The organism is Dokdonia sp. LLG6352-1 (assembly GCF_045055815.1).
Taxonomy (GTDB): domain Bacteria; phylum Bacteroidota; class Bacteroidia; order Flavobacteriales; family Flavobacteriaceae; genus Dokdonia; species Dokdonia donghaensis.
This window is the reverse complement of sequence record NZ_CP159329.1, coordinates 308,558-334,293: the sequence shown is the minus strand read 5'-3', so window position 1 is coordinate 334,293 and position 25,736 is coordinate 308,558. Positions and strand designations below refer to the sequence as shown.

Below are 25,736 nucleotides of genomic sequence, written 5' to 3'. Positions count from 1 at the left end.
TCTAATGAAATACTTTTTTACTTTACTTATTATAGCATTAATGAGTATTAACTTAAACGCACAATCTGTAAATGATTATAAGTATGTTATTGTACCAGAGGAGTTTGATTTTTTAAAGTCACCAGATCAATATCAAGTAAATAGTCTTACAAAGTTTCTGTTTAATAAATATGGTTTTCAAGCATATTTAGAAAAAGATAAAGAAATTCTCAAGAACCCAATTGATCCTTGTGATGCACTGTATGCAGAGGTAAATAGTGAGTCTACTTTTATACAAGCCAAGCTCACGGTAACTTTAAAAGATTGCAATGATCAAGTGATATTTAAAACTTCTGAAGGGAGGAGTAAGAATAAGGATTACAAAAAGGCATACCACGCTGCTTTGCGTGAAGCTTTTTATGATATAGAAGCCCTCAAGTATAGCTATGACCCATCGGCTGGGGTAGAAGAGCGTCAGGTTTCAGAACAAACAAAAAGCGAAGTTGTCGTAAATAATGAAGAAACTGTCTTACAGCCATCTGCGAGTAAAGATAAAGTATTAGATATAGCAGCACCAGAGACGGTTGCTCCGCAATCTGGTCAAGTAAAAACTACTACAACATATACTAGCGAAGATGGGTTTTATAAAGCAAAACAGACGGGTACTTCGATCACATTTTATGATGACGCAAAAAAGATAGGCGTTGCAGAGATGGGTAATGAAGAAACATTTGATGTTACTACAACAGACTTTACTGGGACAGCCTTTTTCTTAGAAGGTAGGCTCGTTGTACAGCGTAAAATAAAAGGTATCGCGGGCGTAGTTGAAATGATATTTACAAAGGAATAATGAAGCAATTTTACACACTACTCATAAGTATACTTTTACTGTCTTGTGGTGATAAGACAGAACAAACTGTTTCAAAAGAAACTAGGCCATCAAAAGTCGTAAACACTAAGGATGTAAAGATTTTTGAGCAAATACCTAGCGATTCAAGCGGGATTACTTTTTCAAATACACTTAAAGAAGATGTAGGCTCACTAGCAAATCTATTTGATTTTGATTATTTCTATAATGGCGCTGGCGTGGGTGTGGCAGATATTAATAATGACGGCCTTCAAGATCTCTTTTTTACAGGTAACCAGGTGGCTAATAAATTGTATCTCAACAAGGGTGATTTACAGTTTGAAGATATTTCTGATACTGCAGGGATTAATGCAGGTAAACAATGGGCAAACGGTGTCACATTTGCAGATGTAAATAATGACGGCCTCATAGATATTTATGTATCACAAGGAGGACCTAAGCAAGCACAAGAGCGTGGTAACCTGTTATATATAAATGAGGGTGATAACCGCTTTCGCGAAAGCGCAAAACAATACAACATTGCAGATACGGGTATAAGTACACAATCTTCTTTTTTTGATTTTGATAGAGATGGAGACCTTGATCTTGTTGTATCAAACGAAAATGAACTCTATGGGCTTGATCCTAAGCGATTTTTTGCCAGTATGGAGATTCGTAAAAATTTAGAAAAAAGTAGTGTCCAGCTTTATGAAAATACGGGAAGTACGTTTGAAAATATAACAGAAAAGGCAGGTTTGCTTAGACCCGCCTTTGGTCTAGGCCTTGTGGTGAGTGATATAAATAATGACGGCTGGCTAGACCTTTATATTGCAAATGACTATTATGTGCCAGATGCGATGTACATAAACAATCAAGATGGAACCTTTACAGATAAAATAAAGGAGCATACCGGCCAAGTTTCTTTTTATGGAATGGGGGTAGATATAGCAGATATTAATAATGATAAGCTACAAGATATTTTTGTTTTAGATATGGCTGCTAGTGATCACGTACGTTCTAAAACCCTTATGGCTAGTATGAATGAGCAACGCTTTAATATGCTTACAGAAGATCTAGGTTTCCAGCACCAGTATATGTTTAATTCATTGCAGCTCAATCGTGGCAATGGCAGGTTTGATAACGTAGTGCACCAAGCCCATATGGCAAAAACAGATTGGAGCTGGGCAGGACTAATGGCAGATCTGGATAATGATGCAGACCGGGATGTATATGTCACAAATGGATACAGACGTTATGCGCTTGATAACGATATTCAAAATCAAGTACGTGAGACGCAGCGAGCCTTTAACGGTGTAGTACCACTAGAGGTGAAGCAAAAATTATATGATGCGATGCCTACTGAGAAGTTGAGCAATATTGCTTTTGTAAATAACGGAGATCTTGAGTTTAAAAATAACTCTTACCAGTGGGGTCTCGCTGTAGCATCTTACTCAAATGGAGGTGCTTATGCAGACCTTGATAATGATGGTGATCTAGAGCTTATCACAAATAATATAGACGACACAGCTTTTCTTTTTAAAAACCTATCGGTCGAAAATGAGATAGGAAACTTCATAAAAGTAAAAACCGAAGGTACCCTCTCAGAAGATTTTGCTAAGGTTACAATCATTACAAAAAATGGAACACAAGTAGCCGAAAATAAAAGAACCAGAGGCTACCTCTCTGCTGTAGAAGATATAGCGCATTTTGGGTTAGGAGACGAAGAAAATATAGATAAAGTTGTTGTACAATGGCTCTCTGGAAAACGCAGTGAGTTTATAGATGTAAGAGCAAATCAAATGCTGGTTGTAAAGGAAAGTGAAGCTGGTTTAACAGGACTTCCGGTTATAGAAATGGAGGAGCCTAAGTACGCTTTCGCGAAAGCTAGAACCACCTACGGGATAGATTTTACTCATAAAGAGAATGATTTTAATGATTTTAAAAAAGAAGTTCTGTTACCGTACAAGCAATCTCAATTGGGGCCTTTTATATCAAAGGGAGATGTAAATAATGATGGTCTTCAAGACTTATATGTAGGTGGTGCCGCTGGGCAAGCTGGCGCTATTTATCTGCAGTCTAAAACCGGATTTATTAAATCTTCACAACCTAGTCTTAATACAGATAAGTCATATGAAGATATGGAATCTCTTTTTGTAGATGTAGATCAAGATGGTGATCAAGATCTCATTGTATTAAGTGGAGGAAATGAGTTTGCTTCACAAGACGCATTACTTGAGAATAGATTGTATATAAATGATGGGAGTGGCAACTATAAGAGAGAAGCATTTGATAGTAATAGTGAGTATCGCTATTCTTTTAGTAAGAGCATAGCAGCTATAGATTATGATCAAGATGGTGATCAAGACATAGTAGTAGGTAATCGTATAGAGCAGGGTAAATTTCCAGTAAGTACAGCCTCTGTAATATACAAAAATGAAGGAGGCGTATTTACAGATGTAACAAAGACTGTAGCGCCAGACCTTTTAGATTTTGGAATTATAAACGATGTACTCACTACAGATTTTGATAATGACGGAAAGGATGATCTATTAATAGTAGGCGAGTGGTCACCCGTAGGATTACTTAAAAACATAGGAGGCACATTTGTTAAGCAGACTCTTCCAGAACTAGACGAAGCTTTAGGCTTATGGTTTGCTGCGACCGAAACAGATGTTAATGGTGATGGTGTGAAGGATTATGTGATAGGAAACATAGGTAATAACATTAAGTACAAAGCATCAAAGAAAAAACCATTTAAGGTCTTTGCAAACGATTTTGATGGCAATGGCACTTTTGATCTTGTGTTAAGTAATGAGTACAATGGTAATTATGTGCCTGCGAGAGGTAAGGAATGTAGCACACAGCAAATGCCCTTCATTTCTGAAAAATTTACAACATATTCTGATTTTGCAAATGCTACCCTCCAAGACATTTATGGAGAAGGTCTTAATAATGCATATGCAAAGGAGGTAAATACATTCTCTTCATTACTTCTTATAGGTAAAAAGGAAGGTGGTTTTACTACGGCTACACTTCCAGCTTTAGCACAAACTGGGCCAGGGCTTGCTATAGAAGTGCTGGACATTAATAAAGACGGGTATGAAGACTTAATTATTGCTGGTGCTATTTATGAAACGGAGGTTGAAACGCCTAGATATGATGCTGGAGTAGGAGTTATTTTAATATCAAATAAGAAAGATGGTTATAATGCACTGTCAACTGCAGAGACGCTACTTTTTCTAGATGGTAATGTAAAAGATATCCAAACTATAGCTCATAAAGGCTTGTCAAAAAATATCTTAATTTCTGCTGTCAATGATGCCGCTATAAGAGTGGTAGATATAGACTAGTAATTGTATTTAGAACCCCACTTGGCTTTTAGGTTTTCTTTTATAGCTTTTTCTCTTGTGTTATCTGTGGGTTCATACAGAGTCGTGCCACTTATTTCTTTTGGTAAAAACTCTTGTTGCACAAAGTTGCCAGGGTAATCGTGTGAGTATTTATAATCATCACCATAACCTATTTCTTTCATAAGCTTAGTAGGAGCATTACGTAAGGGTAGTGGTACAGATAAATCTCCTGTTTGCTTTACAAGTTGTTGTGCCTTTCCTATAGCCATATATGCAGCGTTACTCTTAGGAGAGCTTGCGAGATACGTCACACACTGACTTAAAATAATACGAGCCTCAGGGTATCCTATTGTAGTAACGGCTTGAAAACAGTTATTAGCAATAACTAGTGCAGTAGGATTTGCGTTCCCGATGTCTTCTGCTGCGGCAATAATAAGTCTTCTTGCAATAAATTTCACATCCTCTCCGCCTTCTATCATTCTCGCCAGCCAGTATACGGCAGCATTAGGGTCACTACCGCGTATAGATTTTATAAATGCAGATATGATATCATAATGTTGTTCTCCTGTTTTATCATAACGCACAATGTTTTGTTGCACTTTTGATAATACCATATCATTTGTAACGACTACATCCTTATCATTTTCTGTAGTTACTATGAGCTCAAAAATATTAAGTAATTTACGAGCATCGCCGCCACTTAGTCTTAATAAAGCTTCTGTTTCTGAGAGGGTAATATTTTTTTTCTTAAGGAGCTCATCTGTTTTAATAGCCCTATTGAGTAAGAGGATGAGGTCTTTCTTTTCAAAAGGTTTTAAAATGTAGACTTGGCATCTAGATAAGAGTGCAGGTATTACTTCAAAACTCGGGTTTTCTGTAGTTGCTCCAACTAGAGTCACCCATCCACGCTCAACGGCACCTAGTAGAGAGTCTTGTTGAGACTTTGAAAATCGATGTATTTCATCTATAAATAATATGGGGTTTTTCTGAGTAAAGAGGCCGCCACTTTGCTTTGCCTTATCAATTACCTCTCTAATGTCCTTGACGCCACTGTTTATCGCGCTTAGTGTATAAAAAGGTCTTTTAGACTCTTCGGCGATTATGGTTGCTAGTGTAGTTTTGCCTATACCTGGTGGTCCCCATAATATAAGTGAGGGTATAATCCCGGCTTTGAGAGCCTGTTGCAATGAGCCATTCTCACCTACTAGGTGATGTTGACTCAAGTAATCTTCTAGTTTTTTAGGACGTAGGCGTTCTGCAAGCGGTGTATTCATCATACAAAAATAGCTAATTAAAAATGTCTTGTATGACAATCTTTCATCTAGATACACTATGGTCACAAAATTGCTTTCTTGAGGCAAAGCTTGCGCTTATGGATAGTGAATCTTCGTATTTTAAATTCTATAATGGAGTAGTGGGGTACCCGTTGCTTTTTGTGCTCATTATCTGGTTTGTATTTTGGGTCGAGATTAAATTTGGATTAGATTTTACGCAATGGGGCGTACGTCCCAGAACATTTAAGGGATTAAGAGGTGTCCTTTTCTCACCATTCATACATAGTGGTATAAAGCACTTGTTGCACAATACAACAACGCTATTAGTTTTAAGTAGCGCCCTTTTCTATTTTTATAGAACAATTTCTTGGAAAGTTCTAGTTTTAATAGTGTTTCTAAGTGGTTTAGGAACTTGGTTAGTAGGTCGCACTTCTTATCATATTGGTATGAGCGGCGTTATTTATGGGCTCGTGGCTTTCTTATTTTTTAAAGGTATACTCGCTAAGCACTACAGGCTAGTAGCACTTTCACTTGTTGTGGTTTTTTTATATGGGAGTTTAATATGGGGCACGATGCCTACGAGCCAAAATATCTCTTGGGAAGGCCATCTATCTGGTTTTATAGCTGGTGCTTTAATTGCATTACGCTTTCGCGAAAGCGTACCAAAACCCATTACATATGCTTGGGAGGAACCTGATTATAATGAGGCAGATGATCCTTTTATGAGGCAGTTTGACGAAGATGGAAACTTCTTTGAATTGCCCCCTGATCCAAAAATTGACACAGAGGCAGACTCTTATACAATTATTTATCACTTTGTAAGTAACGACGGTGATGATGCGCAAGCTCTGAATGTCCCTCAGAAAGATTTATAAGCGTTGTCTCACCGCTTCATAAAGAAAGGCCCCACAGGCAACCGAAACATTTAAAGAGGCAATAGAACCCTTAAGAGGGAGTTTTGCTTGATGATCAACAATTTTAAGTACACCTGGTGATACACCGCTATCTTCACGTCCCATTACTATTGCAGTAGGTTCTTTAAAATCTACGTCGTAGAGATTGTTGTCGGTTTTTTCAGTTGCAGCTACAACTTGAATTCCTGATCCTTGCAGGTAGTAAATAGCATCTTTTATATGATCAACTTTGGCAATAGGCATACTAAATGCTGCACCAGCAGATGTTTTTACAGCAACACCATTGAGAGGAGCACCTCCTTTTTTGGGTATTATTACACCGTGGGCTCCTGTACACTCTGCAGTACGTATAATTGCACCAAAGTTTCGTACATCTGAGAGTTGATCAAGCAAAATAAATAATGGTGTTTCTCCACTCTCTACCGTTATATTCACAAGTTCTTCAAAGTCGTGATATTTAACCGGAGATATTGTAGCAACAGCACCTTGGTGGTTGAGTTGTGTAAGCTTATTAAGTTTTTCAATAGGTACAAAAGAGGTTTGTATCCCATTTTTCTTGATAAGTGTATTCAGTTCGCTCAGTAGTGAGTTGTGAAGTCCTTTCTGTAGAAAAACTTTATCTACTTCTTTGCCCGCTTCTATCGCTTCTATGATTGCACGCGTTCCGTGTATTTGTAGTGTTTTTTCCATAGTTTAAGTAATTATTAATAGCGATAAAATTAGGAGCGCAAAGTTACAGTTTATTTTAATGTCATTGCTTGCTTTATGTAATAGTTAGTTTTTAAATATAACCTCAATATCTTCAAACTTAATCTCACTAAAAGGTTTTAATGTTTTAGCATTAAAATATTTTATAAGATCTGGCGTGGCAATAGTATCTTCCTTTGCAACAAATTGTGTGTAATCTGCAAAACGTATCCCATTTATTGTTCTATGATTATAATATCTTTTAATTCTGGGAACTTTGCTTTCTGTAACAAATTTCTGACTTACATACATAATATCCTTTGTAGTAGGATCTATATAGAGGTAGAATTCATTGATGTCAATATCTCTTACAAATTTGGTTTTTACTTTAATGAACTGGTATTTATTTGTGCCTTTTGTAATAAATCCAACCGAGTCAATTTCCATATCGTTTGATGTGAGTACAAACGGTATTGAATTGCTGTAGGTGAAATTAGATAAATGAGACTTTTTTAAATAATTATCACTATCCACATTCCTTAATGAATCATTTAAGTATTCACTTAAAATGCCATTCTCAAGAATAGATTTTAATTGATCACCCTCTCGATTCGATTCTATTAGCGATAGTCCTACTCTGTAGCCATCTCTATCTACTTCGTATTTAAAATTGTTAACTGTGTACGAGATTGTAGAATTATAATAACTTTCGCCACCATAGTGTAATACTAGGTCGTCTAGGGTAACTCTAGTATCTGGATTTTTACAAGACCATAAACTCATAGTCATAATTATTAGACAGAAGTATGGGAGAGGTTTTAAGTTATATATATTGTATGAGTTTAGCACGATTGTGTATAGTTTAGATATGGATTTAATTTAGTCTAAAAGTAAAGAAGAGATTTAAAAAGAAAAAGCTCCGCAGAGCGGAGCTTTTAATATATAATAATATTCTTAAGATTATAAATCTATTGCTTAGTTAACTGAAGAGTTACTACATAACTTCCAGTTCCACAACCAGCATCACCATTAAAATCTTCGAAAGAAATCTCGATAACATCATCGTCACCTGGTTCGAATAGTTGAGAATAAGGAGAAGGGGGAACATCACCTTGAGATTGCTCAATAGTAGTTCCATCACATCCTAGAGTTCCAGCTAATGAAGTTCCAGATACAATAAACTCACCACAATTCATCATTATTGTTAGACGCTGTCCAAAGTCAAACGCTCCTGGGAAGTAAGTAAAATCAAAACCTCTAACTGCTCCAGTACCTTCTACTGTTACAACTTCAGTTCCCCAAGCTTCTCCAAAAGCACTAGATTGTGTACTTGTTTTCTCAAGTAAGTAATCTCCAACAAAATAATCAGCAGGAACTGGACAAGATACAGTTGCTACATATTGAAAAGGAGAAGAAAAGAAACCACCTGTAATAACACCTCCAGCATTATCTGCAGAAAATACTCTTCCATCAGTAAGGTTTAGTGCTAAACGGATAGTAAAGGTATCTCCACCTGTTAACTGATCTTCAGATGCAATATTAGTAAGCGCTCTTAATTCATCAAAACTATATAATAGTTCTGTTCTTGGTAGTCCAAACGGACCATCTACAAAAGCTGAAGCATCAACGTTTTCAATAAAAACTTCGTCTGTTATAGCTCCAGAACTATCAGAATCTGGACCAGGAGTATTGTCAGCGAAAGTAACGTAAACATCTACACTTTGAAGTAAATCCCCTTCGAATGCATCTTGCTCTTCTAAACTCACTGAGAAGTTAGCAACTTCAGCACCTGCTGCTGTAAGCGGCAGGTCATTTTGAAGGTCTAAAGTTCTAAGTACAGCACCACGAGTAACTGACTCTTGTACAAAATCGGTGGTGTTTTGTTCATCGTCCTCACAAGAGGCCATTCCAAAAAGAATGGCTCCAGCGAAGGCAAATTTTAATATATTTTTCATTTTTATCTTTTTTTAAATGTTAGTTCGAAGCCGGGAATCCTCCGTTCGGTGAAGATGGTGGGTTCGTGTCCCAGAATACTTGTATATTCTGATCTGGCTTTTGATTAATATTTGGATTTGCAACAATTTCAGAAGATGCATATGGGAATGATCTTGGGAAGTTACCAGGATCAGCCTCTAAGTTTGGTTGAAGCGTAGTTGGGAATCCTTGTCTTCTGTAGAAATTATAAGATTCAGCAGCCCCACCATAAAGAGTAACCCAGTATTGTTGTGCATAAATATTCCACTTTCCAGTCATATCTGCTGCGTCAAAGTCAGCTATGATATCACTAATAAAGTTTCCAACAACAACATCTGAAGGTTCAGTAGAACCATCATTAGTTGCATCAAGATCTCCAAATGTTTGAACCTTAGCAATAGACTTTGTTAAACCTGCTTCAATAAAATCAGCAGCTCCGTCAGCATCACCAGCTACAAGTGCCGCTTCTGCTCTCCAGAAGTCAACATAAGAAGCAAGTATGATTGGCTCGATACCAGCTCCACCGCCGCCAGCGCCTTGAGAAACACTACCAAATTCTGCTTGGTCATAAAGTCCACCAGAAGGATATACACCTGTTACAGTCCTTAAAAAGTTATCAGGAGGAGTACCGTCATCATCACCGTGATCTCTACCCCAGTAACCGTTTTCTAAGAAACAATACGTAAATCCTGCATAGTGAGGAGGAGGTGTCTCTAAAGAACAAGATAAAGTCTCTCCATTACCTTCTGGAAGACATCCAGCACCTGGAGTACAATCAGATTGACGGTAGAAGTAATATCTAATTCTAGGGTCATTAGTCTCAGACATATAGTTCATCAACCAGTTAGAACGGTATAAGTTACCTCCAGAAGGAGTGTAATCATTAGCGTAATCTGGGTGTCTGTTGTCTGGATTTAATAAGTTAGATCCAAATTTGAATTCTAAATCATCTTCAGTAGAGCTAATAAAGTTATCATCAGCAACGATAGCATTGAAAGTAGTTAGATCACCAGTTGTAATAGCTGCTTTCATTAGAATAGTGTTAGCTGCTTTTAACCACTTTGAAATATCTTCATCATAAAATAGATCTTCAACTGCAGTATTTACATCACCTTCAGATTCTGTAAGATCATTATTTAAAGCAGTAAGAGTAGCGCTTCCTTCTGAAACTAAATTTTTAGCCGCTTCATATACAGAAGCTCCATCTTGAACATTTGGACTTGGGAAATCTGTAGGATTAAACGCTTCATCAAAAGGAATATCTCCTATAAAATCTACTAGCCAAAGTAGTGAGTGTCCTAACATTATTTTACCTGTTCCAACTTGGAAACGAAGGTCTAATGATGGATCTGCATCTAAATCTTCTAGAGTTCTTACATCAACAAGCATTCCTGCATATGTACGACTCCAAGCACCATTTAAAGTACCTCCAGTTAAACCAGCAAAGTAGTTTCTATTTCCAAAATATTGAATTCTGGTTAGTGCTCCACCGTTACCATTGAATGTCTGTGCATTCAATTGGTAGTTCAGTTGAACCGAGTTTAGCAGAAAATTAGGATCTGCCTGGTCTGGTGTTAAGTTGTTAGGATCATTTACTAACTCTAGTTCTGTGGTTTCACAAGAATAGAAGAGAGATGAACCTGCTATAACAACAGCCATTATGAACTTAAATGTATTTTTCATAATTCTATTTTTATATATCTTTTAATTAAAATGATGCTTTTACGCTTACTCCATAACGTTTTGAAGAAGGACCGTTGATGTAATCAAATCCACGACCATTTCCAACTCCAACACCTGCTACGTTAGGATCGAAGTTTGCTCCATCTGGAGTGTTATAAGCGTCATACCATAGGTTAAATCCACTAGCTGTAACACTAAATGAACCAAATGGTGTTTTCTCTAAGAATTTTTTAGGTAAAGAATATCCTAAAGAAACTTCTTGTAATCTAAGAACAGAAGCATCATATACTTGAAGTTCTTTTGGGCCGAAAAGTACGTTGTTGAAGTAGTACTGAGAATTGTTAATTTGTACTTGGTTTTCAGAACCATCAGCTTGAACACCTGGAAGAATATAAGTATTCTCACGGTCTTCAGTTTCTGTAATAAGACCACGTCCTAATAATACTCCAATTGTAGAAGATGCAATATCTCCACCTTTTGTATGGTTTACTTGGAAACCAAGATTGAAGTTTTTGTAAGATAATGAGTTAATCCAGTTTAATACATAATCTGGGTTAGGGTTACCAATAATTGGTGTAATGCTACGACCATCATCAAGTATAACGTTATCTTGAACAACATAGTTACCAGCACCATTTACAACAAAGTTACCATCATCATCTCTTAAGATTCTAGTACCAACGATAACACCTAATTGCTCACCTCTAATTGCAGCATTTGCTCCAAGTACTGGGTCAGTAGATCCAGCATAAAGAATCTGGTCATCATCTTGTTCTGTTACAATCTGCTCACTTGTTGTAAAGTTAACTCTAGAGTTCCAGTTAAATCCATCATTTTCGCTTTGGAAGATGTCAACACCTAAATCAACTTCAAATCCGTCACCTTCAACCTTACCAATATTACTCTGTGTAGAAGTAAATCCAGTTGATGGAGGTAATGGTTTAAATACGATTAGATCATCAGTAGATCTGTTAAAGTAAGAGAAATCTAAGCTTACTCTGTTCTTAAGTAAACGAGCATCAAATCCAACTTCAAATTCAGAGATAAGTTCTGGCTTAAGATCAGGATTAGCTTGGAAGTTACTTACACTGTTAGTTGTAGTGTTACCACCACCAGCGTTTTGATCAATGTATTGGTTTGTAAATTGGTTAACAGTATTTACTGTTGGGAAACCACCAGGGAAACCAGCAGAAGTACCAAGACCAGCTCTTACTTTTAAGTAATTAAGTCCATCACCTTTAAGTCCATCAAATGCAGTAGTAGGTAAGAAAGATACACTTACAGATGGGTATAACTGTGAGTTGTTCTCTTTTGGTAGGTTAGAAACCCAATCATTACGAGCTGCAAGAGTAAGGAAAAGCATATTGTCATAATCTATATCTGCTTGTCCTAATACACCTACAATATTTTGGTAAGATGTAAATTGGATTGGAGCTTGCTCTAGGAAGTTAAAGTGTCTCTGTACACCAAAAACAAGTTGTCCTGTACTAGCTACACCTTGTTGATCAAATTCAACAGATCTTGATGTTGCTCCAGTAATGAACGTTAAACCTATTTTCTCAGAAAGATCGTAATCTCCACTTAATGCTAAGTAGTGATCCCAGATTCTGTTGTTGTTATCCCAAGTGTTATATTCACCGTTAATATCATCAACAGTTGCACCTAAAACTCCGCCTTTATTTACGTAGCTTACGTTACGCTCATTGTAGAAATCTACACCTGCACGATATTGTAAGTTAAGATTATCACTAATTGCGTATTGTAAAGTAGATGTTCCATATACACGGTTTGTTAACTGTGTATTTTTTGCATTTTGTACAATCCAGTTAGGGTTGTTAATGTCATTACCTTGACGGTAGTAAACACTTCCTCCTGTTTCAGGAATTGTGAATGGTAAGTTTGCTAAGTCTACGTTACGAGGTGTAAAGAATACATTTGCAAATACTGAGAATCCTAAAGTACCATTACCACGAGATGCAGCTACTGGAGGAGAAGAGAAATCAGTTCTAGAGAAGTTTAATGTTCCTGAGATTGTAAACTTATTAGATAATTGTGCTCTACCACCTACAGAAAGGTTATTTCTACGTAATTGGTTTCCAGGGATAAATCCTTTATCCTCTAAGTGACCGTAGTTTAAGTTGTAGTTTACTTTACCATCTTCAGATGCTCCGTTAATGTTTATAGAAGTGTTAGAAACACCACCTGTACGGAAGAACTGAGATACGTTATTATAAGGTCTGTACTCGTAACGTTGTCCAGCAAACTCATCTCTTAAGATTTGTCCGATATCTGCTCCTGTAGTTGAGTAAGGGTGAGCAACTGTACCGTTTTCGTCGATCTGTCCTGAAGGCTCATTTAAGTAACCTGCAACACCACCTGCTTCAAAAGCTGGACCCCAGTTTGAGAAGAACCATCCGAAAGATTGGTCAAAACCTCCACCAAACTTGTCTTGGTAATCTGGTAATGAAGCGATTTCATTAACAAAGTAAGACTGGTTGATTGTGATTTCAGTTTTCTTAGGTCCGCCAACTCCACTTTGCCCTGACTTTGTAGTAATAACGATAACTCCGTTACGTCCTGCTGTACCATAAAGCGTTGCAGCAGCAAGTCCTTTAAGAACGTTTACGCTAGCAATGTTGTTTGGATCAAGATCTAAGAAACGAGAAGAACCATTGTTTCCATTTAAGAAATTTCCTTGAGAGTTAGTATCACTACTAAAAGGTACACCATCTACAATAAATAATGCTTGGTTACTTCCATTAATAGAAGTATAACCACGTATTACCACGTTTGTTGCAGATCCAGAAGCACCACTCTGTGATGTAATCTGTACACCAGAAGCTTTTCCTGAAAGTACACGAGCAACGTCACCTTCGGTACGTCCTTCGATTTCTTCAGAAGCAACCTCACTTACTGCATAACCAAGCGCTTTTTTCTCACGCTTAACACCTTGTGCAGTTACAATTACCTCGTCTAAGGCATTGTCTGCAGCAAGAGCTACATTAATTGTTGATTGATTTCCTACTGTAACCTCTTGTGTTGCGAAACCAACAAAACTAAAGACAAGTACATCAGATGGACTTGCTTGAATTGAGTAATTTCCGTCAAAATCGGTTTGAGTTCCCGTAGAAGTACCTTTGATAATGACATTTGCACCAGGCAAAGGACCATTGTCTTCAGTAACAGTTCCGGAAACTGTTGTTTGTGCAAACGAAACTTGCACTACAAACGCTAGCAATAGCGTTAAAATTCCACTAAACTTTGTTTTCATTTTTATAAATTATTTGAATTAGCCAATGCCAAAAATCACAATAAAAAGTTAATTACACAACTAATAGTTCCTAAAATTTAGTTTTTTTTTAACGCTTTGTAAATGGTGTTAATCCCTTTATTTAAAAGCGTACGGCAAGAATTAGATGTAATTTTGTGTTTGAGAAGTCAAATGTGGAATTGTTAAATTTTCCGTTTGCAATATTGATTTGCAGTAGTCCTGCCTTAGTCCGTATTCCTGCTCCTGCTCCTAGGCTTAACAGGTGATTCTTTTCATTTGTAATACTATTTTCTACATACCCGCCGTCTGTTACTGTATTGATGTATAGGCTATTGCTTAATTTTAGTCTGTATTCTGTGTTTATGATAGCAGAGAGATTTGCAAAGATGCTGTTCTCTTCAAAGCCTCTTATAGAAGTAATTCCTCCTAGTCTGAAAAGTTCGTTTGTGATATAGTTTTCAGAAAACAAACTGTTAAAAGATCCAGAAATGTAGACTGAGTTTTTGTTATTAAAATTGAAAATCCTTTTCATTTTTAATAAAATTTGGGTCTGTGGTGTTTTTGTCATATTCGCAATTCTAGTTCCGTAATTAGTTTGAAAATGAAATTGCGTGGTTATAGGGAAGAAATAGTCATTGTTTCTTTTGGTATACTGGTATTCCAGGTATCCTGTTGTGGTATTAAAGTCTGCTACGTACTGTTCTGTTTCTTGATTGGTGAGAAGGTTTTCTGATGTTATATTATTGTATCCTGTTGAGATTTTGTGATTAGTAGTCGGGTGGTAATATGCCTGAATGTTTATATCTGTAGTTGAGAATGTGCTATCTTTTCTAAAGATGGAGAGTGAGCTTTCTATTCCTAAGGGTGTCTTTAGTATATAGGGTAGTGATGCTTTTATTTTAAGTTGTGATTGATCCTCCCCATCAGATTTGTAGTTAAGTGATAGCTCTTCGCCATAGTTAAAGTTGTTTATGAGTTGCAAGTCTAGGTAGCCATCTAGTCTTAAAGAGTTGTCTTCGTTTGATGCAAAACCAATAAAACCGTCAAATTGATTTTGATCTACTTTTTTAATGTAGTAAAAAACGGTGGTGCTATCTTTTTTAAAAAGAGCCTGAGCTTTTCTAGTTGTACTTATAAAACGTAAACTGCGTAACTCATCGTTTATGGTATTCAGCTTCTCTTGGTTGTAGGTTTTGTTGAGTACTTTTTTTGTTATGTTGTTTAAAAGCGTAGTTGGATAATTTGGATATCCTTTATAAATCACATCGGTTATTTTTCGTTGTTGATTAGATGTTACTTCTAGTCTACCATTTATGATGTTATTGGTTTTTGTGAGTTCTGTTATTCGAAAGTTTGCAAACGGATCACCATTGTTTGCGGCAATTGTTGTTAGTTGCTCTAATAGTGCTTTCGCGAAAGCGGTTTCTATAATTAGAAGATCATTATCTATTGTGTAGGCTGTCTCCTTAATATAAGTTTTGAGAATGGGTTGTTTTGAGATGTCAAGAGTTAATGAATTGTATCTAGTGTTTAGTGAGAGTATTGCTGTGTAGATGTTATTATTTTGTTGAACTGTTTTTTCAATATCAAAATAGCCTTCTGTAATGAGTTGGTTTGTGATGCTGTCTATTTCGTTATAGAGTAAAGCAGCTTCGGTAAAAGATTTAGTGTGTGGTATTGTGTTGAGTAATTCAGTTTCTTCTTTATTCTCTCCTTCTAGTAGTAGGAGTAGTTTTGAACCTGAATTTTGACCACCTAATGTAATGGTGAAGACAAATAGTGTAAGTAATAATATGTGGGTCTTCAAAAAATGGATGGATTTATGGTTGTTTTGGTAACGTGTTTTTCTGTTGCTAAAGTATGTTAGTTTTTTGGTATTCAGAACTTTTTTGAAAAATTAGCAGGCTGCTATTTGATGGCTGAGAAAAATTTCATACTTTTGCCAACCCTTAAAATGGGTATATTAAGTAAATTAACAATTAGGTAGAAAGAAATTATGCCAACAATTTCACAATTAGTACGTAAAGGAAGAACCAAGATTACCAAGAAGAGTAAATCGGCGGCCCTTGAATCGTGCCCACAACGCCGCGGCGTATGTACTCGTGTTTACACGACTACACCTAAGAAACCAAACTCGGCTATGCGTAAAGTTGCGCGTGTTCGTTTAACAAATGGTAAAGAGGTGAATGCATACATCGGAGGAGAAGGTCACAATTTACAAGAGCACTCGATAGTATTGGTAAGAGGTGGAAGGGTAAAAGATTTGCCAGGAGTTAGATATCATATTGTACGTGGAGCCTTAGACACTGCTGGTGTTGCAGGAAGAACGCAATCGAGATCTAAATATGGTGCAAAACGCCCTAAGAAGTAAATCAACAACACTTTAAGAAGAAGTAATGAGAAAAAAACAGGCCAAGAAGAGACCTATTCTTCCAGATCCAAAATTTAACGATCAGTTAGTAACTCGTTTCGTTAATATGATGATGTGGAGTGGTAAGAAGTCTACAGCTTTTAAAGTATTTTATGATGCAATTGACATCGTAGAAGAAAAGAACACAAATGAAGAAAAAACAGCTTTAGAGCTGTGGAAAGATGCTTTGTCTAACGTAATGCCTCACGTAGAAGTGCGTAGTCGTCGTGTAGGAGGGGCAACTTACCAAATACCAAACCAAATTCGTCCAGATCGTAAGATCTCTACTGCGATGAAGTGGTTAATTAGCTTTTCTCGTAAGAGAAATGAGAAGTCTATGGCTGCAAAGCTAGCTGCAGAGATTATGGCTGCGGCAAAAGAAGAAGGTGCTGCGGTTAAAAAGCGTGTTGATACACACAAAATGGCAGAAGCAAATAAAGCATTCTCACACTTTAGATTCTAAGAAATGGCAAGAGATTTAAAATTTACTAGAAATATTGGTATTGCGGCTCACATTGATGCTGGAAAAACCACTACTACAGAGCGTATACTTTATTATACGGGTGTAAGTCATAAAATCGGTGAGGTTCACGATGGTGCTGCAACGATGGACTGGATGGAGCAAGAGCAGGAGCGTGGTATTACAATTACCTCTGCTGCAACTACTTGTACTTGGAAGTTCCCAATGGAGAACGCTAAGCCTCTTCCAGAAACTAAAGACTATCACTTTAATATTATTGATACTCCTGGTCACGTTGATTTTACGGTAGAAGTTAACCGTTCTTTACGTGTTCTTGATGGATTAGTTTTTCTTTTTAGTGCTGTAGATGGTGTTGAGCCTCAGTCAGAAACTAACTGGAGACTTGCAGATAATTATAAAGTGCCTAGAATAGGTTTTGTAAACAAGATGGACCGTCAAGGTTCTAACTTCCTTGCTGTTTGTCAGCAGGTGAAGGATATGCTGAAGTCAAACGCTGTGCCTATCGTTTTAAACATAGGTGACGAGGGTGACTTTAAAGGTATTGTTGATCTTGTGAAGAACCGTGCAATTGTATGGCACGATGAAACTCAGGGGTCTACGTTTGACGTTATTGACATTCCTGAAGATATGAAAGAGGAAGCTCGTAAGTACCGAGCTATGCTTATTGAGGAGGTTGCAACATATGATGAAAACCTTCTTGAGAAATTTATGGAAGATGAAGATTCTATTACAGAAGAAGAGGTGCACGCTGCACTTCGTGCTGCTGTAATGGATATGGCGATTATCCCTATGATATGTGGATCTGCCTTTAAGAATAAAGGAGTTCAATTCCTTCTTGACGCAGTATGTCGTTACCTTCCTTCTCCTACAGATAAAGATGGTATCGTTGGGATTAACCCGGATACAGAAAAAGAAGAGCTACGTAAGCCAGACGTAAAAGAGCCATTTGCTGCTCTAGCGTTTAAAATTGCAACAGATCCTTTTGTAGGTCGTCTTGCATTCTTCCGTGCTTACTCGGGTCGTCTAGATGCTGGATCATATATCTTAAATAACCGTTCAGGTAAAAAAGAGCGTATCTCGCGTATATACCAAATGCACTCTAATAAGCAAAATGCTATCGATTTTATCGAGGCTGGAGATATTGGAGCAGCGGTAGGATTTAAAGATATTAAGACTGGAGATACAATGTCCGATGAAAAGAACCCAATTGTTCTTGAATCTATGGACTTTCCAGATCCAGTAATTGGTATCGCTGTTGAGCCAAAAACTAAGGCAGATGTTGATAAGTTAGGTATGGCTTTAGCAAAACTTGCTGAAGAAGATCCAACGTTCCAAGTAAAAACAGATGAGGCATCAGGACAGACTATTATATCTGGAATGGGTGAGCTTCACTTAGATATTATTGTAGATCGTCTTAAGCGTGAGTTTAAGGTAGAAGTTTCTCAGGGTCAGCCACAGGTTGAGTACAAGGAGGCTATTACTCAAAAAGCACAGCACAGAGAGACTTATAAAAAGCAATCTGGTGGACGTGGTAAATTCGCAGATATCGTATTTACACTTGAACCAGCAGAAGAAGGCGCTGAAGGATTACAGTTTGAATCTACTATTAAAGGAGGTAACGTACCAAAAGAATTTGTTCCTTCTGTAGAGAAAGGATTCAAAATGGCAATGGTAAATGGACCTCTTGCAGGTTATGAGGTTGATGCTATGAAAGTAACATTAACAGATGGATCTTACCACGATGTGGATTCTGATCAACTTTCTTTCGAACTTGCTGCAAAGCTTGGATTTAAGAACGCTGCAAAAGCTGCAAAAGCTGTTATAATGGAGCCTATTATGAAGCTTGAAGTTATTACTCCAGAAGAAAATATGGGTGATATCGTAGGTGACCTTAACCGTCGTCGTGGTCAAGTATCTGATATGGGAGACCGTGCAGGTGCAAAGACAGTAAAAGCTACTGTGCCACTTTCTGAGATGTTTGGATATGTAACAACGTTACGTACGCTTTCATCTGGTCGTGCGACTTCAACTATGGAATTCTCGCACTATGCAGAAACTCCTTCTAATATTGCAGAAGAAGTAATCGCTGCCTCAAAAGGTACAAACGAATAATTACTAAGGAAATGAGTCAAAAAATTAGAATAAAACTAAAATCTTACGATCACAACTTAGTAGATAAGAGTGCTGAGAAAATCGTAAAGACTGTGAAGACGACAGGTGCTGTAGTAACTGGACCTATTCCGCTTCCAACACATAAAAAAATCTTTACTGTATTACGTTCTCCACACGTAAACAAGAAATCTCGTGAGCAGTTTGAGCTTAGCTCTTACAAGCGTTTACTTGATATCTATTCTTCTTCATCAAAGACTATTGATGCTTTAATGAAGTTAGAATTACCATCTGGAGTAGAGGTAGAGATTAAGGTGTGATAGGTGTTTACGCTTTCGCGAAAGCGTAAATAATAACCGCACTAACTTGTCCTGAGCTGCGCGCGAGGGAAAAACGGAAAACACACATTCAAGGTCGAACGTGTTCGGCCTTGTTTTTTGAATTGAATTTTAATAATTAATATTTATAAATATGTCTGGGTTAATCGGAAAGAAAGTAGGTATGACTAGCATCTTTGACGAGAACGGGAAGAACATTCCTTGTACAGTTATTGAAGCAGGTCCCTGCGTTATCACCCAAGTCAGAACCAAAGAAACTGACGGGTATGAAGCCCTTCAACTTGGTTTCGATGACGTTAAAAAGGCAAACAAAGCTGCTAATGGTCACGCCAAAAAAGCAGGAACTGTTGCTAAACGTAAAGTTGTCGAGTTTCAAGGATTTGAAGGAGAGTTTAAATTAGGAGATGCAATTACTGTAGATCATTTTGCTGAAGGAGAGTTTGTTGATGTATCGGGAACTTCAAAAGGTAAAGGATTTCAAGGGGTTGTAAAGCGTCACGGTTTTGCCGGTGTAGGTCAAGCGACTCACGGTCAACATAACCGTCTTAGAGCTCCTGGTTCTATTGGAGCAGCATCTTACCCTGCACGTGTATTCAAAGGAATGCGTATGGCAGGACGTATGGGTGGTGACAAAATAAAAGTTCAAAATCTTAAAGTATTGAAAGTAGTAGCTGAGAAGAACCTACTTGTAGTGAAAGGATGTGTTCCTGGTCACAAAAATGCTTATGTAATCATTCAGAAGTAATGAAGGTAGCAGTTGTAGATATAAAAGGAAAAGAAACAGGGAGAAAGGCAGACCTTTCTGATGCTGTTTTTGGAATTGAACCAAACAAGCACGCTGTTTACTTAGACGTTAAGCAATTTCTTGCAAACCAACGTCAAGGTACGCACAAGGCTAAAGAAAGAGCAGAGATCGCAGGATCTACTCGTAAAATCAAAAAACAAAAAGGAACAGGTACGGCTCGTGCGGGTAGTATCAAGTCTGGTGTTTTTAAAGGTGGAGGACGTATGTTCGGACCAAGACCGAGAAATTACTCTTTCAAATTAAACAAAGGATTAAAGAGACTTGCACGTCGTTCTGCACTTACAATGAAGGCTAACGATAACGCAATCACTGTAATAGAAGACTTCAATTTTGACGCTCCAAAAACAAAGGATTTTGTGAACGTTTTGAAAGCCTTAGGCTTAGAAAATAAAAAGTCACTAATAGTGTTGGGAGAGTCAAATAATAATGTATATTTGTCGTCGCGCAATTTAAAGTCCTCAAAAGTCGTAAAAAGCTCAGAATTAAGCACTTACGGTATTATGAATGCAAATAATGTTGTATTCTTAGAGGGTTCTTTAGAAGGTGTTGAGGCAAACTTAGCAAAATAAGACACGATGAGTATTTTAATAAAACCTGTTATTACAGAAAAAGCGACAAAAGATAGTGAGGAAATGAATCGCTATACTTTTGAAGTTAGTATGAGAACAAATAAGGTTGAAATTAAGAAAGCGGTAGAAGCTGCTTATGGTGTTTCAGTTGAAAAAGTTCGCACAATGAATGTCCGCCCGGATCGCAAGTCTCGTTATACGAAGTCTGGTGTTCTTTCTGGTAAAACAAATGCTATTAAGAAAGCAATTGTACAGCTGGCGGAAGGTGATACAATAGATTTTTATAACAACATTTAAGACAACAAAATGTCAGTAAGAAAATTAAAACCTATCACTCCTGGGCAGCGATTTAGAGTTGTAAATGGTTTCGACCAGATTACAACTGATAAGCCGGAAAAAAGCCTTTTGGCTCCGAAAAAACGCTCAGGTGGTAGAAACAATACGGGTAAAATGACAATTCGCCAAGTAGGTGGAGGTCACAAGAAGCGTTACCGTATTATCGATTTCAAACGTAACAAAGAAGGAGTTCCTGCAACTGTTGCGTCTATCCAGTATGATCCAAATAGAACTGCGTTTATCGCACTTCTTAACTATCAAGATGGAGAAAAGAGGTATATCATTGCTCAAAACGGTCTTCAAGTAGGTCAGAACTTAGTTTCTGGGTCTAACGTAGCGCCAGAGATTGGTAATGCGATGCCACTTTCAGATATTCCATTAGGTACTATAATCTCTTGTATAGAGTTACGTCCAGGTCAAGGAGCTGTTATGGCTCGTTCGGCTGGAGCATTTGCTCAGTTAATGGCTCGTGATGGTAAATTTGCAACTGTAAAGTTACCTTCAGGTGAAACAAGATTGATTCTTGCAACGTGTATGGCTACAATAGGAGCTGTGTCTAACAGTGATCACCAGTTACTTGTATCTGGTAAAGCTGGTAGAAGCCGTTGGTTAGGTCGTCGTCCACGTGTACGTCCAGTAGTGATGAACCCTGTTGATCACCCTATGGGAGGTGGTGAAGGTAAGTCTTCTGGAGGTCACCCTAGAAACCGTAATGGTGTGCCTGCTAAAGGTTTCAGAACGCGTTCTAAGACGAAGTCGAGTAATAAGTATATTGTAGAACGTAGAAAGAAATAATAAGATATGGCACGTTCATTAAAAAAAGGACCTTACGTTCACTATAAATTAGAAAAGAAAGTTGCTGCAAACGTAGAAGGCAATAAAAAGACTGTCATTAAGACTTGGTCTAGAGCTTCTATGATTACTCCAGATTTTGTGGGGCAAACTATTGCAGTACATAATGGTCGCCAGTTTGTACCAGTATATGTTACTGAGAATATGGTAGGTCATAAGCTAGGAGAATTTTCACCTACGCGTTCTTACAGAGGACACGGAGCTGATAAGAAAAATAAAGGTAAAAGATAACAGGAGATGGGAGTTCGTAAAAAAGAAGCGGCAAATCGTCGCAAAGAGGCTAACAAGTCTATCGCTTTCGCGAAATTGAATAACTGCCCTACCTCTCCACGTAAAATGCGTCTTGTAGCAGATATGGTACGAGGAACGCAAGTGGAAAGAGCACTTCAGTTATTGAAATTTAGTAATAAGGAAGCATCACGTAAAGTTGAGAAACTAGTTCTTTCTGCAGTTGCAAACTGGGAAGCAAAGAATGAAGACGCAAGTATCGAAGATGCAAATCTTTTTATTAAAGAGATCAAAGTTGATTCTGGAACAATGTTGAAAAGATTACGTCCAGCACCACAAGGTCGCGCGCACCGAATAAGAAAACGTTCTAACCACGTAACAGTGGTTCTTGGAGCAAAAGATAACACACAAAGCAATTAATTAGATGGGACAGAAGACAAATCCAATCGGAAATCGCCTTGGAATAATCAGAGGATGGGAATCTAACTGGTACGGAGGTAATGACTACGGTGATAAACTTGCCGAAGACGATAAGATTAGACGTTATATTCACGCTCGTTTAAGTAAAGCTAGTGTGTCAAGAGTTATCATTGAGCGTACGCTTAAACTTGTAACCGTTACTATTACTACTGCAAGACCTGGTATCATTATCGGGAAAGGTGGTCAGGAAGTAGACAAGTTAAAAGAAGAGCTTAAGAAACTCACAGGTAAAGAAGTACAAATTAATATCCACGAAATCAAACGTCCAGAGCTAGATGCATTTCTAGTAGGTCAGAGTGTTGCTCGTCAGATAGAAGGAAGAATTTCTTTCCGTCGTGCAATAAAGATGGCAATTGCGGCTGCAATGCGTATGAATGCTGAGGGTATTAAGATCCAGATTTCTGGACGTCTGAACGGTGCAGAGATGGCACGTACAGAGTCTTATAAAGATGGACGTATTCCTTTATCAACTTTTAGAGCCGACATAGATTATGCTTTAGTTGAAGCTCACACTACCTACGGTAGACTGGGTGTTAAAGTATGGATTATGAAAGGTGAAGTATATGGCAAGAGAGAGCTTTCTCCTTTAGTTGGACTTCAAAACAGTAAGTCTAAAGGTGGCGGAGGTCGTAAGGATAACAGAGGACCACGTCGTAGAAAGTAATTTTTTAAAAAGACAGTAAAAAATGTTACAGCCTAGAAAAACAAAATTCCGCAAGCAGCAGAAGGGTCGTATGAAAGGACTAGCGCAAAGAGGGCACACGCTTTCTAATGGCCAGTTCGGTATAAAATCATTAGACTCAGCTTTTGTAACTGCGAGACAAATAGAAGCAGCTCGTATTGCAGCAACACGTTATATGAAAAGGGAAGGAACTCTTTGGATTAAGATCTTCCCGGACAAGCCTATTACAAAGAAACCTCTTGAGGTACGTATGGGTAAAGGTAAAGGTGCTGTAGAATATTGGGCAGCAGTTGTAAAACCAGGACGCATTATGTTCGAATTAGGAGGTATTCCTGAGCCAGTTGCAAAAGAGGCATTACGTCTTGCAGCTCAGAAATTACCAGTGAGAACTAAGTATGTCGTAGCTAGAGATTTTTCAGCTGAATAAATTTGAGTACTATGAAACAATCAGAGGTAAAAGGATTATCTACAGCAGAATTGCAAGAAGAGCTTGGTAAAGCAAAGAGATCTTATATGGATCTTAAGATGGCTCACGCTATCTCTCCACTTGACAATCCTATTCAATTGCGTTCTATGAGACGTACAGTCGCTAGAATTGCAACTGAATTAACTAAAAGAGAACAATAACGCTGCTTAAGATGGAAAAAAGAAATTTAAGAAAAGAGCGTGTTGGTGTAGTAACTAGTAACAAGATGCAAAAATCTATCGTTGTTGCCGAAGTTAAAAAAGTAAAGCACCCTATGTATGGTAAGTTCGTTTTAAAAACGAAGAAGTATGTAGCACACGACGAAACAAACGACTGCAACGAAGGAGATACGGTTAGGATAATGGAAACACGTCCTATGAGTAAATCTAAGACTTGGAGACTAGTAGAAATCATTGAAAGAGCGAAGTAATGTTACAGCAAGAATCAAGATTAAAAGTAGCAGACAATACAGGAGCAAAAGAAGTTTTGACTATCCGTGTATTAGGAGGTACTAAGAGAAGATATGCTTCTGTAGGAGACAAGATTGTTGTATCTGTAAAGGATGCAACACCTAATGGCCAGGTTAAAAAAGGTGCCGTGTCTACAGCAGTAGTTGTGCGTACTAAGAAAGAAGTACGTCGTCCAGATGGATCTTATATCCGTTTTGATGATAATGCTTGTGTTCTTTTAAATGCTCAAGGTGAGATGCGCGGTACTCGTGTATTTGGACCAGTAGCAAGAGAGCTTCGTGACAAACAGTTTATGAAGATTGTATCATTAGCACCAGAGGTGCTTTAATACAGAGAAGAAGATGACAAAGCTTAAAATAAAAACGGGAGATACTGTAAAGGTTATTGCTGGAGATCATAAAGGATCTGAAGGTAAAGTCGTAAAAGTATTTATCGAGAAGAACAAAGCTATCGTTGAGGGTGTTAATATGGTGAAGAAGCACGAAAAGCCTAGCGCCGCAAATCCTCAAGGTGGAATAAAAGAAAAAGAAGCGCCACTTCAAATATCTAACCTTTCCCTTTTAGATAAGGATGGTAAAACTACGAGAGTAGGTTACCGTATGGAAGATGGTAAGAAGGTACGCTTTGCAAAGTCTAACAACGAAATATTATAGTGATGGGATACGTACCAAGACTAAAACAAGAGTTTAATGACCGCGTGACGCCAGCCCTTCAAGAAGAGTTTGGATATAAGAACGTTATGCAGGTACCTCGTCTTAATAAGATTGTAGTATCTCGTGGTGTTGGAGCTGCGGTTGCAGATAAGAAGTTAGTTGAAAATGCTGTAGAAGAGCTTACTCTTATTACAGGACAGAGAGCTATCTCGACAATGTCTAAAAAAGATGTTGCAACATTTAAATTACGTAAAGGAATGCCTATTGGTGCAAAAGTAACTTTACGTGGAGAGCGTATGTATGAGTTCTTAGATAGACTTGTAACATCTGCATTACCACGTGTACGTGACTTTAACGGTATCAATGCAACAGGATTTGATGGACGTGGTAACTATAGTATGGGTATCACTGAGCAAATCATTTTCCCAGAGATCAACATTGACAGAATTAAGAAAATTGATGGTATGAACATCACTTTTCAAACATCTGCTCAAACTGATAAGGAAGCAAAATCGTTGCTTAAAGAATTAGGTTTACCTTTTAAAAAGAACTAAGATATGGCTAAAGAATCAATGAAAGCCCGTGAGGTAAAGCGTGCTAAAACAGTTGCAAAATATGCTGAAAAACGTAAAGCTTTAAAAGAAGCTGGAGATTACGAAGGACTGCAAAAGCTACCTAAGAACGCTTCACCTATACGTCAGCACAATCGTTGTAAACTTACAGGTCGTCCTAAAGGTTATATGCGTCAATTCGGTATATCACGTGTGATGTTCCGTCAGATGGCTAACCAAGGGTTGATACCAGGTGTTAAGAAAGCAAGCTGGTAGATTAAAGAGTATAAATTGGTAGAAGGTTCTTTTTATGCTTTCGCGAAAGCG

The 25,736-nt window shown here is 37.7% G+C and carries 28 protein-coding genes; 21 read left to right on the top strand and 7 right to left on the bottom strand.

The features are described from left to right. Positions 1–4 precede the first annotated feature (4 nt). Entirely contained in the window at positions 5–829 is an 825-nt protein-coding gene (locus tag ABVM49_RS01560; RefSeq protein ID WP_405202734.1) for a hypothetical protein, read from the top strand. Continuing rightward, positions 829–4,176, top strand: coding sequence for a VCBS repeat-containing protein (locus tag ABVM49_RS01555; RefSeq protein ID WP_405202733.1), 3,348 nt, complete (start codon positions 829–831; stop codon positions 4,174–4,176). Before ABVM49_RS01560 ends, ABVM49_RS01555 begins: the two co-directional genes overlap by 1 nt. On the opposite strand, the gene ABVM49_RS01550 is transcribed toward ABVM49_RS01555, so the two are convergent. Then, positions 4,173–5,450 (bottom strand): replication-associated recombination protein A, encoded by a 1,278-nt coding sequence (locus ABVM49_RS01550; protein WP_405203646.1) that lies wholly within the window; start codon positions 5,448–5,450, stop codon positions 4,173–4,175. The genes ABVM49_RS01555 and ABVM49_RS01550 overlap by 4 nt on opposite strands. A gap of 98 nt (positions 5,451–5,548) precedes the next feature. On the opposite strand from ABVM49_RS01550, the gene ABVM49_RS01545 reads away from it, so the two are divergent. Beyond that, positions 5,549–6,325 carry a rhomboid family intramembrane serine protease gene (locus ABVM49_RS01545; RefSeq protein WP_405203645.1) on the top strand — a complete coding sequence of 259 codons (777 nt, stop codon included), beginning with the start codon at positions 5,549–5,551 and terminating at the stop codon, positions 6,323–6,325. Here the strand turns inward: ABVM49_RS01545 and rlmB are convergent. The 6 genes from rlmB to ABVM49_RS01515 form a co-directional block, all read right to left on the bottom strand. Continuing rightward, positions 6,320–7,054: a 23S rRNA (guanosine(2251)-2'-O)-methyltransferase RlmB gene (gene rlmB / locus ABVM49_RS01540; RefSeq protein WP_405202731.1), complete on the bottom strand. Its 735-nt coding sequence runs from the start codon at positions 7,052–7,054 to the stop codon at positions 6,320–6,322. The two genes, ABVM49_RS01545 and rlmB, sit on opposite strands and share 6 nt — an antisense overlap. Positions 7,055–7,138: 84 nt before the next feature. Continuing rightward, positions 7,139–7,840: a hypothetical protein gene (locus ABVM49_RS01535; RefSeq protein WP_405202729.1), complete on the bottom strand. Its 702-nt coding sequence runs from the start codon at positions 7,838–7,840 to the stop codon at positions 7,139–7,141. Positions 7,841–8,019: 179 nt separating this feature from the next. Beyond that, a complete protein-coding gene (locus tag ABVM49_RS01530; RefSeq protein WP_405202727.1) occupies positions 8,020–8,958 on the bottom strand; it encodes a hypothetical protein in 939 nt (312 codons plus the stop codon). Positions 8,959–9,025: 67 nt separating this feature from the next. Further along, entirely contained in the window at positions 9,026–10,708 is a 1,683-nt protein-coding gene (locus ABVM49_RS01525; protein WP_405202726.1) for a SusD/RagB family nutrient-binding outer membrane lipoprotein, read from the bottom strand. 25 nt (positions 10,709–10,733) lie between these two features. Further along, complete coding sequence (locus tag ABVM49_RS01520) at positions 10,734–13,979, bottom strand: SusC/RagA family TonB-linked outer membrane protein (RefSeq protein ID WP_405202725.1); 3,246 nt, start codon at positions 13,977–13,979, stop codon at positions 10,734–10,736. Positions 13,980–14,100: 121 nt separating this feature from the next. Beyond that, positions 14,101–15,786 (bottom strand): hypothetical protein, encoded by a 1,686-nt coding sequence (locus ABVM49_RS01515; RefSeq protein ID WP_405202724.1) that lies wholly within the window; start codon positions 15,784–15,786, stop codon positions 14,101–14,103. A gap of 189 nt (positions 15,787–15,975) precedes the next feature. On the opposite strand from ABVM49_RS01515, the gene rpsL reads away from it, so the two are divergent. From rpsL to rpsN, 18 genes are all read left to right on the top strand, one after another. Then, positions 15,976–16,350, top strand: coding sequence for a 30S ribosomal protein S12 (gene rpsL, locus ABVM49_RS01510; protein ID WP_013751318.1), 375 nt, complete (start codon positions 15,976–15,978; stop codon positions 16,348–16,350). Between the two features lie 25 nt (positions 16,351–16,375). Further along, entirely contained in the window at positions 16,376–16,852 is a 477-nt protein-coding gene (gene rpsG, locus ABVM49_RS01505) for a 30S ribosomal protein S7 (RefSeq protein WP_035327538.1), read from the top strand. A 3-nt stretch (positions 16,853–16,855) separates the two neighbouring features. Next, positions 16,856–18,982 (top strand): elongation factor G, encoded by a 2,127-nt coding sequence (gene fusA, locus ABVM49_RS01500; RefSeq protein WP_035327540.1) that lies wholly within the window; start codon positions 16,856–16,858, stop codon positions 18,980–18,982. Between the two features lie 11 nt (positions 18,983–18,993). After that, entirely contained in the window at positions 18,994–19,299 is a 306-nt protein-coding gene (rpsJ, locus tag ABVM49_RS01495) for a 30S ribosomal protein S10 (protein ID WP_013073266.1), read from the top strand. Between the two features lie 151 nt (positions 19,300–19,450). Continuing rightward, the gene (gene rplC, locus ABVM49_RS01490) at positions 19,451–20,062 is read left to right on the top strand and encodes a 50S ribosomal protein L3 (protein ID WP_375252338.1); all 612 of its coding nucleotides are present in this window, start codon (positions 19,451–19,453) and stop codon (positions 20,060–20,062) included. After that, positions 20,062–20,691 (top strand): 50S ribosomal protein L4, encoded by a 630-nt coding sequence (gene rplD, locus ABVM49_RS01485; protein ID WP_405202719.1) that lies wholly within the window; start codon positions 20,062–20,064, stop codon positions 20,689–20,691. Before rplC ends, rplD begins: the two co-directional genes overlap by 1 nt. Before the next feature lie 6 nt (positions 20,692–20,697). Next, positions 20,698–20,988 (top strand): 50S ribosomal protein L23, encoded by a 291-nt coding sequence (rplW, locus tag ABVM49_RS01480; RefSeq protein WP_035327547.1) that lies wholly within the window; start codon positions 20,698–20,700, stop codon positions 20,986–20,988. Positions 20,989–20,997: 9 nt separating this feature from the next. Beyond that, entirely contained in the window at positions 20,998–21,822 is an 825-nt protein-coding gene (rplB, locus tag ABVM49_RS01475) for a 50S ribosomal protein L2 (protein WP_035327549.1), read from the top strand. A 6-nt stretch (positions 21,823–21,828) separates the two neighbouring features. Next, positions 21,829–22,110 (top strand): 30S ribosomal protein S19, encoded by a 282-nt coding sequence (gene rpsS / locus ABVM49_RS01470; protein WP_035327551.1) that lies wholly within the window; start codon positions 21,829–21,831, stop codon positions 22,108–22,110. A 6-nt stretch (positions 22,111–22,116) separates the two neighbouring features. Continuing rightward, complete coding sequence (gene rplV / locus ABVM49_RS01465) at positions 22,117–22,527, top strand: 50S ribosomal protein L22 (RefSeq protein WP_035327553.1); 411 nt, start codon at positions 22,117–22,119, stop codon at positions 22,525–22,527. Positions 22,528–22,531: 4 nt separating this feature from the next. Continuing rightward, a complete protein-coding gene (rpsC, locus tag ABVM49_RS01460; protein WP_035327555.1) occupies positions 22,532–23,251 on the top strand; it encodes a 30S ribosomal protein S3 in 720 nt (239 codons plus the stop codon). Positions 23,252–23,273: 22 nt separating this feature from the next. After that, the gene (gene rplP / locus ABVM49_RS01455; protein WP_035327557.1) at positions 23,274–23,696 is read left to right on the top strand and encodes a 50S ribosomal protein L16; all 423 of its coding nucleotides are present in this window, start codon (positions 23,274–23,276) and stop codon (positions 23,694–23,696) included. A gap of 11 nt (positions 23,697–23,707) precedes the next feature. Continuing rightward, positions 23,708–23,896 (top strand): 50S ribosomal protein L29, encoded by a 189-nt coding sequence (gene rpmC, locus ABVM49_RS01450; RefSeq protein WP_035327559.1) that lies wholly within the window; start codon positions 23,708–23,710, stop codon positions 23,894–23,896. Positions 23,897–23,907: 11 nt separating this feature from the next. Beyond that, positions 23,908–24,165 (top strand): 30S ribosomal protein S17, encoded by a 258-nt coding sequence (rpsQ, locus tag ABVM49_RS01445; protein WP_013751331.1) that lies wholly within the window; start codon positions 23,908–23,910, stop codon positions 24,163–24,165. Next, complete coding sequence (rplN, locus tag ABVM49_RS01440; RefSeq protein ID WP_089373242.1) at positions 24,165–24,533, top strand: 50S ribosomal protein L14; 369 nt, start codon at positions 24,165–24,167, stop codon at positions 24,531–24,533. Before rpsQ ends, rplN begins: the two co-directional genes overlap by 1 nt. 13 nt (positions 24,534–24,546) lie before the next feature. After that, on the top strand, positions 24,547–24,858 hold the full coding sequence (rplX, locus tag ABVM49_RS01435; protein WP_035327563.1) for a 50S ribosomal protein L24: 312 nt from the start codon (positions 24,547–24,549) through the stop codon (positions 24,856–24,858). A 2-nt stretch (positions 24,859–24,860) separates the two neighbouring features. Then, positions 24,861–25,412, top strand: coding sequence for a 50S ribosomal protein L5 (rplE, locus tag ABVM49_RS01430; RefSeq protein ID WP_035327564.1), 552 nt, complete (start codon positions 24,861–24,863; stop codon positions 25,410–25,412). A 3-nt stretch (positions 25,413–25,415) separates the two neighbouring features. Then, on the top strand, positions 25,416–25,685 hold the full coding sequence (gene rpsN / locus ABVM49_RS01425; RefSeq protein ID WP_035327565.1) for a 30S ribosomal protein S14: 270 nt from the start codon (positions 25,416–25,418) through the stop codon (positions 25,683–25,685). Positions 25,686–25,736 lie beyond the last annotated feature (51 nt).